We start from the raw sequence: 13,415 nt of genomic DNA on the forward strand, positions 1-13,415 counted from the left end.
CATCAACAAACAAAAAACATCCAATATGAAAAAGATCCTTTTAAGCTTAGCGGTAGCCATTTCGGCCATAGGAGTCCAGGCGCAGACCAGGGTTGTAGTAAGCCATCCGCGCCACCGCGTTGTAGTGGTTACACGCCCTGTTGCGGCAAGGCCGGTAATTGTGGCAAGGCCAATCGTAGTAGCCAGGCCTTTAGTAAGGCCTGTTGTCGTGCGGCCGGTCCGCAGGCGCGCAGTTATCGTTGTTCATTAATACCGTATCATTAAACCCCCAAAAACACAACATAAGCATCATGAAAACAAGCCAAATTACCCTATACGGTGGCAGTATTGCCAAACTATTCACTATAACTGCGCTTGGCTTCGCCATGGCTTTATCCTCCTGCAAAAAAGACAGCGCCACCGGCAACGCCGTTACAGAAGAGGAAGCAGCCGAAGTAATGGTACAAGCAGTAGACCCCGCCAGTGGCGGCCTTGCCCTACAAACCACCGCCGCAACCACCATTACAGTGACCAACAGTGGCAGTGCCAAATGCGGCATAGCAAAAGACAGCACCATTACCGGATCGGGCAGCACCGCAGCGCGCGCCTATAGCTACAACCTTAGCTGGCACCGCCTGCTTACCTGCGGCGTGGGCAACATCCCCTCAAAACTCGATTTTACTTTTACAGGCAGCAGCACCTACTCGGGTCCCAGGATGTCGTCTGACGATAACTCTACCGGCGCATTCACCGTTACCGGGCTTGAGCTTAGCAGCAGCGAATACGTGGTAAACCAAACCTATACACGCAACGGTACGCAGCAATCAAAAGTGCGCAACAACCGCAGCTTTAGCAGCACGGTAAACATCGTAACTACCGACGTAAAAGTAAGCAAAGCAACTCAGCAGATAACATCGGGCACCGGCACGGTTAAGGTAACCGGCACAGCATCAACCGGCGAAACCTTCAGCTACAGCGCTGCAATTACTTTCCTGGGCGGCAAAAAAGCCAGTATCGTGTTCGCCAGCGGCACTACTTACGCGGTTAGCTGGTAAAATATTAAATTGCACCTATGAAAAACACAACAGCAAAGACAGGATACGGGGTAACCCTTATCCTGCTGTTTTTGGCCATACTTTCATCAGCCCCGGTAAAGGCCCAGCAAATGAATGCAGCCGCCATCAAAAAATCTACCCCGCAACAACGGGCCGACTGGCAGAACAATATGATGAAAAAGGATCTGAAGCTTACCGACGTGCAATACCAACAGGTGAGCAAGCTTAACCTGGTGTACGCCAAAAAAATGCAGCCGCTTTTTACTTCAGACGATAGCCGGTTAAGCAAGGGGATGAAAGCCCGTTCTATCATGCAAGAGAAAGACACCAAATTGAAAGCTATTTTAACGGCCGGGCAGTATGATGCCTACCAGCAAATAGTAAAAGCCAAAATGGCCGCCGTAAAAAAAGCCCTTATGGGCGATTGAGCGACGGCCTTTTGATGACCCAATTAACAAGAGGTTCAAACTAAAAACAACTATGAAAAAATACTTCATTTTCGTCGCTGCCTTGCTCCTGCTGGCAGGCAAGGCAAATGCACAGCAAAACTTTGATAAGGTAGAGACCTGGCTAAATGATAACACCCCCGCGATGGGCGGCCGCAGCGTGCTGGTGGTTTATAAAGATGGTAAAGTGGTTTATGATAAGGCGGTAAACGGTTTATCACGCAGGCAAAAAATGGCAAACAAATTTATAGCCCGCAAGCAAAACAAAACCGCCAACCTGGATGATTATAACGCCGATACCAAAATACCGATAGCCAGCTGCAGCAAATGGCTCAGCGCGGCCTTGGTGATGACCTTTGTAGATGAAGGCAAACTAAAACTTACCGATACCGTGGGTAAGTACCTGCCGGTGCTTTCGCAGCATGGCAAGGGCAATATTACCGTGAGCCAGTGCCTGTCGCATATGACTGGTATTAAAACGCCTTCGTTAAAAGAAAGCCTGCAGGAGATGCGCAGCGTTGAAACGATGGACGACGCCATAGCCGATATTGCTGCCCTGCCAATGGAGGGCAAGCCCGGCACGGTGTTCCATTACAGCAATGCAGGTTTGCAGATAGCCGGCGCCATCATCGAAAAAATAAGCGGGAAGGATTTCCACACGCTTTTTGCCGAGCGAATTGCACGCCCCCTGGAAATGAAGAACAGCGATTTCGGCACCAGCAAGGTTGCCTTGCCCGCAGGTGGTGCCAATAGCAGCGCCAATGACTACACCAACTTTTTGGTAATGATACTGAACAAAGGCCTTTATAAAGGCAAACGCATCCTGAGCGAAGCAAGCATTGCCGAGATGCAGATAAACCGTGTAACAACCGACGTAAAGATAGGTTACTCGCCTGCCGAAGCCGGAAGCATGGGTTATGGCTACGGCGAATGGATAATGGGGCCAAATGTAGTAAGTAGTCCGGGCCTTTTTGGCAGTTTCCCGGTGGTGGATAATAAGGGGCATTATACAGCCTTTTTGCTTTGTTATTACATCAAGAACGATGGCCGCGGCGAAAGGTATAAAGAGTTGGTGAGCTTGTTGCAGGAAGCCTTTAAGTAGCACAAAGCAATGCGTGTTGGGCTTTTTTCAGTATGTTTGGTTAACCAAAACCAAACCATGAAAATTCATATAGTAGCTCTACTGTTCGTTATAAGTACGCTTACCGCATCCGCGCAAACGTTAGAGAACTTTAAATTAGATTTTGAAAAGGCTTTAGACACAACTTTTTCGGAAGAGAAACTAAATGAAATGTTCCGCACTTATAACGAACTGCTTACCCCGCATAGCGACATTACACAGCTCACGGCTTCCATCCGTGGCGATGAGTTATCGGTTTATCCTCTTTCAGCTTTTAAAGCAATCGAGCTTTACACGGTCAATATTAAAACGCTTCTCAATTCTGCTAACGCCAACCAGCGGATACTGGCGTACCTGGTGATAGCCAGCTCCGGCGATACTGCAATGGAGCCTCTCCTGCTGCCTAAACTAAAATCCGAAACCCGGAAAGGGAATTTGATGTGGGCGGCCATGGCACTGATGTACCTCAACACCAGCCACACAACAGCACTCTTTGATTATTTGGTGGAAAACGAAAATTTTGGCGATGCGCATATGCTCCCCTTGTTTATAAAACTTAACCCCGATTCGTTGCAACAAACGGCCTATGCCCGCATCAAAAGCAAAACGCCAATTGCAAGGATACTGGCAGCGCAGATACTCTCTGAGACCAGGCCCAATGCTAAAACCGAAGGATTACTTAAGCAAGCGGCTTTAGACTGGGATATAAACGTAAAGGGCTATGCAATCTACTCGATACAGAAACTTAAAATAGGCAAACTGATGCCGGCATTTAAGCCACTACTGAATAGCGAGAAGACCCGCAATATAACATTACAAGCACTCGCCAACAGCCCCACACCCGCCGACCAACAATACCTGCTGAACCTTATACCCAAGCGCGGCGAAGTGCCGGAAGACTTACTGAATTGTTTCCTGAAATCCGAAAACACCGCTCGCGTTAAATACTGGGTACGCTTAATGTACTCCAGGCGTATTCCGCATAATTATTACTTTTCGGTACCAGGCAACACCTTAATTGTAAGCGATAGTTTACTAAAAGATGTACAGCTGGCGCTAACAAAAATCACCGATAAAAAAGTACGCGGCGAGTTGTTGAGGGCACTCGACTACCGAAAAGACGAAGCTTCTACGGCTATCCTCGTCCGCTTTTTAAACGATACGGAATCAGGCGTACGCTATTGGGCGGCAAGGGCTTTAACCGGCAATACATCGCCACTTGTGCTCGCAAAAATACCTGCCCTGTTAAAGATGCCTTCCAAACGTGAACTGGCGCTAACCCAGTTAGCCATAGGCAACAAGATAGATACCCTGCACGATATTTACGATGATATCTACCGTACAACATCAGACAAAGATTGGAAGCGCAGCGCTATCGAATATTATAGTGCCTTTCCAAAAGCGCGTTATAAGTCGGTATTAAAAAACGCACTGACAGATACGCTGGAAGATAGCTTTACCAAACGCTATGCAGCAATGGGATTAGCCAATTTGCACGACGATGCCTCGGTTGATTTGATTATAGCGGCATGCCGTATCGAAAGCGAAAGCAGCGACTTTAACGCCCGGGTATATCTGCAAGCCCTCGGTATATTAAAAGGCGATAAAGCCAAAGCCGAAATAGAACGCTTTAAAAACAGCAGCGACAACGGTGCCCGCGAACTGGCTCTCGGCCTGTTAAAAGAATGGTAACATATCTATAATCTGCAAATCAATGTCGTTTACTTAAACAACCTCGAATGTGCCATGGGCGCAACATATTGTGTTCCCTAATATTGCTTCTTATATTCGGCGTCTGAAGGCACTATCGTTATTTAAGCCTCTTGGGGTGCCGCCGGGGCAAGCTGGAATTTCCTGGAAATTCATAGCTAAAAAGGTGCGATTTATTGGAAAAAGCTGGAAATTTTTTTGCTGCCGCCAGACATGATTTTTAGCTAAAAACAGCCATTCCATGCAAATTTCGCCCTTTTGATGCCTGCAAAGAAAAAACCATAAAAAGCGCGAAAAACTCCGAAAAACGCGGAAAAACACGGATTTTTAATGGTATTTTGATGCGTTTAAGCCGGCATCAGGGGCGAAAACCGGCATGTATGCCTGTCCCGAGCCGGGCCAATTTCACCGGTTTCATCCAGCAATTTCTATAAAATAAAATCGGACAAACACCATGCGCCAAAACCCATGTTTTTCCATGCAAGGTTTTCATGGAATCTGAAATCTGCACATCTATAATCTGCACATCTGAAGCTTACTCGCTTATCAAACTCACGTAACTTACTGCAGGCAGCTTAAATTTGAACGCGCCGTCTTTCAGCTCTACTGTGCGCTCTTCTTTTAGGTTGGTTTTGCGGTTGGTGAGGAAATAGCGAAGCCTGGTCACCTTCGGAGGCAAGCCCTTAAGGCTTACCTGGCGCGTGCTGCCGTTGTTTACCAGTTGCACGGCGTAAACTCCCCTACCGTTATCGCCCAGGGCTGCAGCGGATATACCTGACCGGCTTACGCTGATGGGCATGGACTGCAAGCCTGCGGGCGTATTGGCGAGCTGTTTCAAATTCCAGAAACGCTGGCCGGGGTGCAGCGGCTCGTTGTTGCCAAAGATGCCGCCGCCAATCAGCGGCGAGTAATCGGCCGTTAATTGCCATTGGAGTATAGATACGGGCTGGCAAATGGCCAAAAGGCGCACGTACAGGTTTATCTCTTCCAGCGCGTAGGTTTGCTCCTGGAAAATGTCGGGGTAGTTCCATGCGGCAGCATCTATACTGCCCTCGCCTACTATGAGCGGCAGGTTGGTTTTGGTGGCAGCGTCGGCCCATTTATCCAAAGTCTCCTTGTCCCATCCCCGCCAGGAGTGGAAAGATATGGCACCGATATACGGGCGGGTGGCCGGGTCGGCTATTGCGGGATAAATAAAGCTGTAGGTATTCGCGTCGGAATTATCGCCCAGGAGCAGCTTGGTTTGCAGGCCTTTGGAAGCCATATACGCTCCAAGACCTTTTATAAAATCGCGGTGCTCTTCGCCGGTGAGGCGGATGTTAATGCCCAGATCCGACTCGTTGAACGAGAATAGCTTATACTCAAAGCCGTATTTAGCCTTTACGTACAAGATATAATCGGTAATGGACTTATAGATAGCCTCATCTCGGCTATGGTCGAGCGGATTGCCCCATACCCCATCGGGGCCGGGCCGGAATTTTGGCGGCCCAACAATGGCCCAATTTGGGGCCGACCATGCCGATAGTATCACCGGCACGCCCAGGCTATCTAAGCGCTGCGCCATTTGCATAGATTTCAATACGAAGGGGTTTAACTTGCCATCGTTAGCCGCAGCAATCGGGTCGGTATCCTTATCCGGTTGCCAAAAGCGCCAGGGCATCTCTACCCTACCCCAGGCTACCCGCAGGTTTTGTAAGCTATAATCAATAACCTGCGGGTCGGTTTTAGGATTCTGCAGACGGAAGTTGCCGCCAAGCCCGGCAAACTCACGCCCCGGTTGCGCAGTATTCACCGTAAGGTCAACGGGTATATCATCAACATCACCGCGTACCTTTATGCTGAATGTTTTTTCGATAATATCGCCGCGGTGCACTGCGTCTAATGCCAGCGGCAGATACAACTGCAGGTTTCCGAGCGAATCTTTACGCACAAGGATAAGCTCAGGCGTATCAAAGCTTAGCTTAAGCTTACGCGTTGCCGCCACAAACGCTACGGATTTGACCCGTTTATTCAAAAAACTGTTGGCCAGGGCAGCCGCGTCGCTCCTAACCGAATCTTCTTTTATACCAGATAACACCAACTTGCTCAGGCCATACTCGGCGGCGGGCAGCGTAAGGCAAAAGAAAACACCTTTAAGCGCGGTATCTTTCTTGGCGATAACCTGTAAAGCCACTTTTATTTTACCCGTGCCGTTCTCAGTAACCGTTTGCCCGAAGAACAGGCTATCGATGCGGGTGGATACGATTTGGCTCTCGGCACGACGGTTGTACTTGGGCGACTGCTTTTCCTTAGCGGTGGCAGACATTTTTTTACCGTTGGCGCTTATTACCAGTAAACGACTTTCGAAAGCGTAAAGCTGGCCGTGGCTGCGTATGCCGGTGATGTTGCCCCAAGGCTGTACTTCGGCCTGGGCCGCTGCACGGTTTGCAGTAAAGAGGCAAAGTAATATGACGAGCGGAAGCGCCTGGCAGGCGAGGCGGCAAACGGGACGATGGTTCATGAACGGAATGGTTTTTAACAGAAGCCTAAAATACGGCAATCACGGCTATTGCAGACAATGAAATTTTAACATAAACCTGTAGGAAACCGGCAGTAATTTCGAAGCATCGAAGCAAACATTTAGGTACCGATACAGCCTGCACCAATAAATAATTTACTGTCAATCAACCCCTAAAGCGTCTATGAAGCCTTTTTTAACAATTTATTAATGCTAACCGCATGGTTTTTCTATCTTTGCGCCGGGGTAAGTCTTTTACGGCCAGCTCCTCTCGAACTCCCCCAGGGTGGGAACACAGCAAGGGTAGAGAGTTGAGCGGCGCGATAAAAGTAGCTTACCCTTTTTTGTGCAATCAACTTTTTTAGCAGCCTGAAATATATTAGTTATACGATATTCAGAAACCGATATCGTACTTAATAACTATCCTCTAATCAACCAGTCTCTATTCTCTAATTAATGGCACCCCCTGCGGGCCGGGCTTTACCGGGCTACGCTATGCTTCGGCCACTTTTCCCGCGCAATATCCCTCGAACCGTGGCTTCCCCTTCCAATCCCTGGTGCGGCTTACCGTTATCTACAATAAGCATCTACTTCCAGCCTTTCACTTCGATATTCTTCATTGCAAATTCATTATTCGATATTCCTTTCGTCGCGCAGCAGCTTAACCCCTATCTTCGCGCTATGCTCGATATACTCATCATCGGTGCCGGTCCTATCGGCCTCGCTTGTGGATTGGCCGCACAAAAGGCAGGCCTCAGCTTTACCATCGTGGAGAAAGGCTGCCTGGTAAACTCGTTATACAACTACCCCGCTACCATGACGTTCTTCTCTACCAGCGAGCGGCTGGAGATTGGCGGTGTGCCCTTTATCAGCGTAAATAAGCAACCCAACCGCAACGAGGCCCTGGAGTATTACCGCCGCGTGGCGCTGGATAATAAGTTGCCGATAAACCTGTTCGAAGAAATTACCGGTATTGAAGCCGGCGATGATGGCTATACCATTACCAGCAACAAGCGCACTTACCGGGCAAAAAAGGTTATCCTAAGTACCGGGTTTTACGATATTGCCGTTAACCTGGATATCCCCGGCGAGGATTTGCCTAAAGTAAAACACTACTACAAAGACCCGCATTACTACGCCATGCAAAACGTGGTGGTAGTGGGCAGCAGCAATTCGGCTATAGATGTAGCTTTAGAAACCTATCGTAAAGGTGCGCATGTTACCCTCATCATCCGTGGCGATGAAGTAAGCAGCCGGGTAAAATACTGGGTACGGCCCGATATCATCAACCGTATCAAAGAAGGCAGCATTACGGCACATTTCAATTCCAGCCTGGCGGCCGTCCGCGAAACCGAGGTGGATATACAAACGCCCGGCGGCCTCATTACCATACCTAATGATTTCGTGATGGCCATGACGGGCTATAAACCCAATTTCGACTTCCTTGCCAAACTGGGCATCAACCTTACCAAAGATAAATTCATTCCTCAATACAACGCCGATACCATGGAAACCAACCTGCCCGGCATGTACCTGGCGGGTGTAGTATGCGGCGGGCTTGATACCCACCTGTGGTTCATAGAAAACTCGCGCATACACGCGGAGATGATTATTGCCGATATCGTGGGGAAGGGTTGAAAGGTTTTAAGGTTGAAAAGTTGGAAGGTTAAGGACAATAGGCTTGCCAAAAGGTTACCTCATTGTAACTTTACAACCTTACAACGTTCCAACCTTGCAACAACATAAACTTTCCAACACTTTTCTCTTGCATAAGTAAATTATTATGCAATACTTTGCACAAATTTTAAAAGGAATAAAACTTTTATCGAAATGAATCAAAAAAACTTAAATACAATGGTTAACAGGGCAATATTTGCGCCTGTAGCTGCTGTTTTGGTTTCATTTGTTTTATTCTTCTCCCCCAGCCGACGACGGGTTTTCATCCCCCGTGTGTGAATTGGGCTATAGCCCCTCACCCAGCCCAAAGAAGCGTTTAAACTTCTTCAACCCTAACCCCTCTAATTATTTACGGCTCAAAAGCCAATAATTTAACGGTAATCTTTCTATTATAATGACCATACAAGATTTTGACATACAGGTAGCCTCGGCACAGCACGCCGACTTTGCGCCTTTGATATGCGATGAGATGGCAGAATCGGCAAAAGCGCGTGGCACAGGTATTGCCCAGCGCTCGCCCGAGTACGTTGCCAATAAAATGCTGGAAGGCAAGGCGGTAATAGCCTTGCATAAAGACGGTACCTGGGCCGGTTTCTGCTATATTGAAACCTGGAGCCATGGCGATTTCGTGGCCAACTCGGGGCTTATCGTAAACCCTATTTATCGCAAAGCCGGTTTAGCCAAAGCCATCAAACATAAGATATTCCAGCTTTCGCGCCAGAAATATCCCGATTCCAAGATATTCGGCTTAACTACCGGCCTCGCCGTAATGAAGATAAACTCGGAATTGGGTTATGAGCCGGTAACCTATTCGGAACTTACACAGGACGAGAATTTCTGGAAAGGCTGCACCAGTTGCGTAAACTTCGACATACTGACAGCCAAAGGCCGCAAAAACTGCATGTGCACCGCCATGCTGTTCGACCCGGCCGAAGTGCAAAAACAGTACGAGGAAAAGATGAAAAAAATTACGCATAAGGCAACACTGCTGGAACGTATTGAAGCGGCAATAAAGAAACGTTTGGAACACATCGTTGCTTTCAATTAAAATATCCTGAGACGTAAAATATTGCGTCTCCAACAATAAAATACAAAACGTAGAGACGCAATATTTTGCGTCTCCTCTACAACAAAAAAATGGCAAAGAAAAAAGTAGTTTTAGCATACAGCGGCGGTTTAGATACCTCATTTTGCTGCATTTATTTAACGCGCGACCTCGGTTACGAGGTACACTCGGTAATTGTAAACACCGGCGGTTTCAGCGATGAAGAGTTAAAAGGCGTTGAAGAACGCGCTTACCAGATGGGCGTAACCAGCCACCATGTGGTTGATGAAACTGAGAATTTTTACAATACCTGCGTTCGTTTCCTCATCTACGGCAACGTTTTGAAGAATAACACCTACCCCCTTTCGGTTAGTGCCGAACGGGTGAGCCAGGCCACTGCCATTGCCAACTACGCCAAAGAAATCGGTGCCGAATACGTTGCCCACGGCAGCACCGGTGCCGGTAACGACCAGGTGCGTTTCGATATGATCTTCAATATCCTGGTACCTGATGTACAGATCATCACTCCGATCCGTGATCTGAAACTAAGCCGCGAAGCCGAAATTGAATACCTGAAGAAACACGGTGTGGAGATGAACTTTGAGAAAGCGAAGTACTCCATCAACAAAGGTATCTGGGGGACATCTGTAGGCGGAAAAGAAACTTTAACATCCAATTTAGGCTTGCCAGAAGAAGCCTGGCCTACTCAGGTTACTGAAACCGGCACCCGCGACATCACCCTTATTTTTGAAAACGGAGAACTGGTTGCTATCGACGATCAAAAATACGACCATCCTACTAAAGCAGTCCAGGCCTTGCAGGCTATTGCCCAGCCTTACGGTGTTGGCCGGGACATCCACGTTGGCGATACCATTATCGGTATTAAAGGGCGGGTTGGTTTTGAAGCCGCCGCACCGATGGTGATCATCAAAGCGCACCACACGCTGGAGAAACATGTGCTAACCAAATGGCAGCTCTCCTGGAAAGACCAGCTTTCCATGTTCTACGGTAACTGGCTGCACGAAGGGCAGTTCCACGACCCAATTATGCGCAACATTGAGGCTTTCCTGACTGATACGCAGAAGAACGTAAGCGGCAAAGTATTTGTACAGCTGAACCCTTATCGTTTCCAGGTGGTAGGTATTGAGTCGGATCATGATTTGATGTCGAACAAATTTGGCAGCTACGGCGAGATGAACAACGCCTGGAGCGGCGAAGACGTAAAAGGTTTCTCCAAAATCTTCGGTAATCAGGTAATGATATACCATAAAGTAAACGGCACCAATGAGTAATCCCGTTTTTTCGCGGAGCGAATGCATAAGCCACTACCGCTGGGGCGATGATTGTTACGGCTGGAATTATGTAGATACCGATGCACTATCCATTAAACAGGAACTAATGCCCCCGGACACTGCCGAAGCTTTGCATTTCCACGAAGTAGCGTCGCAGTTCTTTTTTATATTGAAAGGACGGGCAACATTCTCTATCGACGGGGAACTATGCGTTTTAAAACCAGAACAAGGCATCGAAATCAAGCCAGGCCAAAAGCACTTCATAGCCAATAAAGAAAGCAGCGACCTGGAATTTATTTTGTACTCCACACCATCCACAAAAAATGACAGAATCAACCTCTAAAATACGCGCAGGCATTGTCGGCGGTGCGGGATATACCGGCGGCGAAATGCTGCGGATCCTGATCAACCATCCCAATGTGGACATTGTGTTTGTACACAGTACCAGCAGCGCCGGCAAGCATGTGTATGAAGTACATACCGACCTGTTTGGCGACACCGACCTGCAGTTTGCTTCAGAGCTTTCCAACGCTATTGATATACTGTTTCTTTGCGTAGGCCACGGCGATGCAAAGAAGTTTTTAGAGGCTAACGAGATACCGGATAGCGTTAAGGTTATTGACCTGAGCCAGGATTTTAGGTTAAGTCAAAACTCAAAATTAAAAAGCAAGAACTTTGTCTACGGGCTGCCGGAGTTAAACCGTGAGGCTATTAAATCGGCAGATAACATAGCCAACCCGGGTTGTTTTGCTACCTGTTTGCAGTTGGGTTTATTGCCACTGGCATCAAAAGGTTTGCTTACGCATGAGGTGCATATTACGGCTACTACGGGTTCAACCGGTGCGGGGCAAAGTTTATCGCCTACCACGCACTTCACCTGGCGTAATGATAACCTGTCTGTATATAAGGCTTTTAGCCATCAACATTTAAACGAAATCGGGCAATCGCTGAGGCAATTGCAACCGGGCTTTTCTGAGGCCGTGAACTTCGTTCCTTACCGTGGCGACTTTACCCGGGGTATCATCGCTTCTATTTATACCGAAAGCGACCTGTCTGAAGCCGAGGCATTGCAACTGTACAAAGAGTATTACGCCGGGCATGCTTTCACCCATGTAACCAGCAAGGATATCGACCTGAAGCAGATCATCAATACCAACAAATGCTTTGTTCAGGTGAAGAAACATGATAATAAAATATTCATTATCAGTATTATGGATAATTTACTTAAAGGTGCCTCCGGGCAAGCAGTTCAGAATATGAACCTGATGTTTGGCCTGGATGAGCGCGCAGGATTACGACTTAAGGCGATTGGTTTTTAAGCCCGTCGCCGTTTTAAGTACCGTTAATTTTCGGAGGTTTTTCTGTGTTTTTCTTTAATTATCTTTAAAAAAATGAATTTATTCGACGTATATCCTATCAACCCAATCAATATCGTTAAAGGCACCGGCAGCCTCGTTTATGACGACAAAGGCACCGAGTACCTGGACCTGTATGGCGGCCATGCTGTTATCTCTATCGGGCATACCCATCCGCATTATGTAAAGCGTTTGGAAGACCAGCTGCACCAGATTGGCTTTTATTCCAACTCTATCGAAATTCCTTTACAGAAACAACTTGCCGAAAAGCTTGGGCAGGTTTCCGGCAAGGAAGATTACCAGCTTTTCCTTTGCAATTCGGGTGCCGAAGCAAACGAGAACGCTCTAAAGCTTGCCTCATTCTATAATGGCAAAAAGAAAGTTATCGCCTTTACGGGTGCATTCCACGGGCGTACCTCTTTAGCGGTTGCAGTAACCGATAATCCAAAGATTGTTGCCCCGGTAAACGAAACCGACAACGTCATCTTCCTGCCCTGGGCTGATGAAGCTGCATTGGAGCAGGCGTTTGCTGCCAACGAGATTTCATCGGTAATCATAGAGGGCATACAGGGCGTAGGCGGCATACAGGTTGCACCGCTGCCTTTTCTGCAAAAGATCCGTACGCTTTGCGATGAGCATAACGCTGTTTTTATTGCAGACAGTGTCCAGTGCGGGTACGGACGGACAGGCAAATTCTTCTCACACGATTTCGCGGGTATCAACGCTGATATCTATTCTATGGCAAAAGGCATGGGTAACGGCTTCCCGGTGGGTGGTATCATTATCTCGCCAAAAATAAAACCATGGTACGGCGAACTGGGTACTACTTTTGGCGGTAACCATTTAGCTTGTGCAGCAGCTTTAGCGGTATTAGAAACCATTGAGCAGGACAACCTGATGCAAAACGCTGCAGAAGTAGGCGGATACCTGATAGAAGAGCTACAGAAATTCGACAAGGTAAAAGAGGTGCGTGGCCGTGGGCTAATGATCGGCATCGACCTGCCTGCCGAGCTTTCCAACGTTAAAAAGGACCTGCTGTTCAAGCATCAGATATTCACGGGAGAAGCTAAACCAAACGTAGTGAGGCTTTTACCTGCACTTAACTTAACAAAAGCTTATGCCGATAGGTTCCTGGAAGCATTTGATACGACACTGAAGAATTCTTAATCACAATAATAAAATACCTTCTTCAAGTCCCTCTCCTCTGGAGAGGGATTTAGGGTGAGGCTAAAACGAGGC

Annotated in this window: 12 protein-coding genes and 1 other RNA gene; 12 read left to right on the forward strand and 1 reads right to left on the reverse strand. The window is 47.7% G+C overall.

All coding sequences use genetic code 11. The annotated features are described in order from the left end of the window. Positions 1–25 precede the first annotated feature (25 nt). From AC1DXC_RS09790 to AC1DXC_RS09810, 5 genes are read left to right on the forward strand one after another with little or no spacing between them, the layout of a single operon-like run. Complete coding sequence (locus tag AC1DXC_RS09790) at positions 26–250, forward strand: hypothetical protein (RefSeq protein WP_477458968.1); 225 nt, start codon at positions 26–28, stop codon at positions 248–250. Positions 251–290: 40 nt separating this feature from the next. After that, positions 291–1,034: a hypothetical protein gene (locus AC1DXC_RS09795; protein ID WP_477458969.1), complete on the forward strand. Its 744-nt coding sequence runs from the start codon at positions 291–293 to the stop codon at positions 1,032–1,034. A 17-nt stretch (positions 1,035–1,051) separates the two neighbouring features. Further along, entirely contained in the window at positions 1,052–1,462 is a 411-nt protein-coding gene (locus AC1DXC_RS09800) for a hypothetical protein (protein WP_477458970.1), read from the forward strand. A gap of 52 nt (positions 1,463–1,514) precedes the next feature. After that, complete coding sequence (locus tag AC1DXC_RS09805) at positions 1,515–2,582, forward strand: serine hydrolase domain-containing protein (protein WP_477458971.1); 1,068 nt, start codon at positions 1,515–1,517, stop codon at positions 2,580–2,582. Between the two features lie 57 nt (positions 2,583–2,639). Then, positions 2,640–4,292, forward strand: a complete 1,653-nt coding sequence (locus AC1DXC_RS09810) for a HEAT repeat domain-containing protein (RefSeq protein WP_477458972.1) — start codon at positions 2,640–2,642, stop codon at positions 4,290–4,292. A 553-nt stretch (positions 4,293–4,845) separates the two neighbouring features. On the opposite strand, the gene AC1DXC_RS09815 is transcribed toward AC1DXC_RS09810, so the two are convergent. Beyond that, on the reverse strand, positions 4,846–6,810 hold the full coding sequence (locus tag AC1DXC_RS09815) for a glycoside hydrolase family 30 protein (protein WP_477458973.1): 1,965 nt from the start codon (positions 6,808–6,810) through the stop codon (positions 4,846–4,848). Positions 6,811–7,051: 241 nt separating this feature from the next. On the opposite strand from AC1DXC_RS09815, the gene ffs reads away from it, so the two are divergent. The 7 genes from ffs (at position 7,052) to AC1DXC_RS09850 (ending at position 13,343) form a co-directional block, all read left to right on the forward strand. Next, positions 7,052–7,150: signal recognition particle sRNA small type (gene ffs, locus AC1DXC_RS09820), an RNA gene on the forward strand. Between the two features lie 338 nt (positions 7,151–7,488). Further along, on the forward strand, positions 7,489–8,445 hold the full coding sequence (locus tag AC1DXC_RS09825) for a YpdA family putative bacillithiol disulfide reductase (protein ID WP_477459081.1): 957 nt from the start codon (positions 7,489–7,491) through the stop codon (positions 8,443–8,445). A 433-nt stretch (positions 8,446–8,878) separates the two neighbouring features. Further along, a complete protein-coding gene (locus AC1DXC_RS09830) occupies positions 8,879–9,532 on the forward strand; it encodes a GNAT family N-acetyltransferase (RefSeq protein ID WP_477458974.1) in 654 nt (217 codons plus the stop codon). A gap of 89 nt (positions 9,533–9,621) precedes the next feature. Beyond that, the gene (gene argG, locus AC1DXC_RS09835) at positions 9,622–10,821 is read left to right on the forward strand and encodes an argininosuccinate synthase (protein ID WP_477458975.1); all 1,200 of its coding nucleotides are present in this window, start codon (positions 9,622–9,624) and stop codon (positions 10,819–10,821) included. Continuing rightward, a complete protein-coding gene (locus AC1DXC_RS09840; RefSeq protein WP_477458976.1) occupies positions 10,814–11,164 on the forward strand; it encodes a cupin domain-containing protein in 351 nt (116 codons plus the stop codon). The genes argG and AC1DXC_RS09840 overlap by 8 nt, the downstream gene beginning before the upstream one ends. Then, positions 11,145–12,140: an N-acetyl-gamma-glutamyl-phosphate reductase gene (gene argC / locus AC1DXC_RS09845; RefSeq protein ID WP_477458977.1), complete on the forward strand. Its 996-nt coding sequence runs from the start codon at positions 11,145–11,147 to the stop codon at positions 12,138–12,140. Before AC1DXC_RS09840 ends, argC begins: the two co-directional genes overlap by 20 nt. Positions 12,141–12,212: 72 nt before the next feature. Further along, a complete protein-coding gene (locus tag AC1DXC_RS09850) occupies positions 12,213–13,343 on the forward strand; it encodes an aspartate aminotransferase family protein (protein ID WP_477458978.1) in 1,131 nt (376 codons plus the stop codon). The last annotated feature ends 72 nt before the right edge of the window (positions 13,344–13,415 follow it).

It is taken from the genome of Mucilaginibacter sp. P2_D11 (assembly GCF_056404435.1).

Bases quoted from the DNA above. Each gene is read 5' to 3' on its own strand.
- AC1DXC_RS09840 (WP_477458976.1), top strand. From the start codon at position 10,814: ATGAGTAATCCCGTTTTTTCGCGGAGCGAATGCATAAGCCACTACCGC.
- AC1DXC_RS09795 (WP_477458969.1), top strand. From the start codon at position 291: ATGAAAACAAGCCAAATTACCCTATACGGTGGCAGTATTGCCAAACTA.
- AC1DXC_RS09830 (WP_477458974.1), top strand. From the start codon at position 8,879: ATGACCATACAAGATTTTGACATACAGGTAGCCTCGGCACAGCACGCC.
- AC1DXC_RS09825 (WP_477459081.1), top strand. From the start codon at position 7,489: ATGCTCGATATACTCATCATCGGTGCCGGTCCTATCGGCCTCGCTTGT.
- AC1DXC_RS09850 (WP_477458978.1), top strand. From the start codon at position 12,213: ATGAATTTATTCGACGTATATCCTATCAACCCAATCAATATCGTTAAA.
- argC (WP_477458977.1), top strand. From the start codon at position 11,145: ATGACAGAATCAACCTCTAAAATACGCGCAGGCATTGTCGGCGGTGCG.
- AC1DXC_RS09790 (WP_477458968.1), top strand. From the start codon at position 26: ATGAAAAAGATCCTTTTAAGCTTAGCGGTAGCCATTTCGGCCATAGGA.
- argG (WP_477458975.1), top strand. From the start codon at position 9,622: ATGGCAAAGAAAAAAGTAGTTTTAGCATACAGCGGCGGTTTAGATACC.
- AC1DXC_RS09800 (WP_477458970.1), top strand. From the start codon at position 1,052: ATGAAAAACACAACAGCAAAGACAGGATACGGGGTAACCCTTATCCTG.
- AC1DXC_RS09815 (WP_477458973.1), bottom strand. From the start codon at position 6,810: ATGAACCATCGTCCCGTTTGCCGCCTCGCCTGCCAGGCGCTTCCGCTC.
- AC1DXC_RS09810 (WP_477458972.1), top strand. From the start codon at position 2,640: ATGAAAATTCATATAGTAGCTCTACTGTTCGTTATAAGTACGCTTACC.
- AC1DXC_RS09805 (WP_477458971.1), top strand. From the start codon at position 1,515: ATGAAAAAATACTTCATTTTCGTCGCTGCCTTGCTCCTGCTGGCAGGC.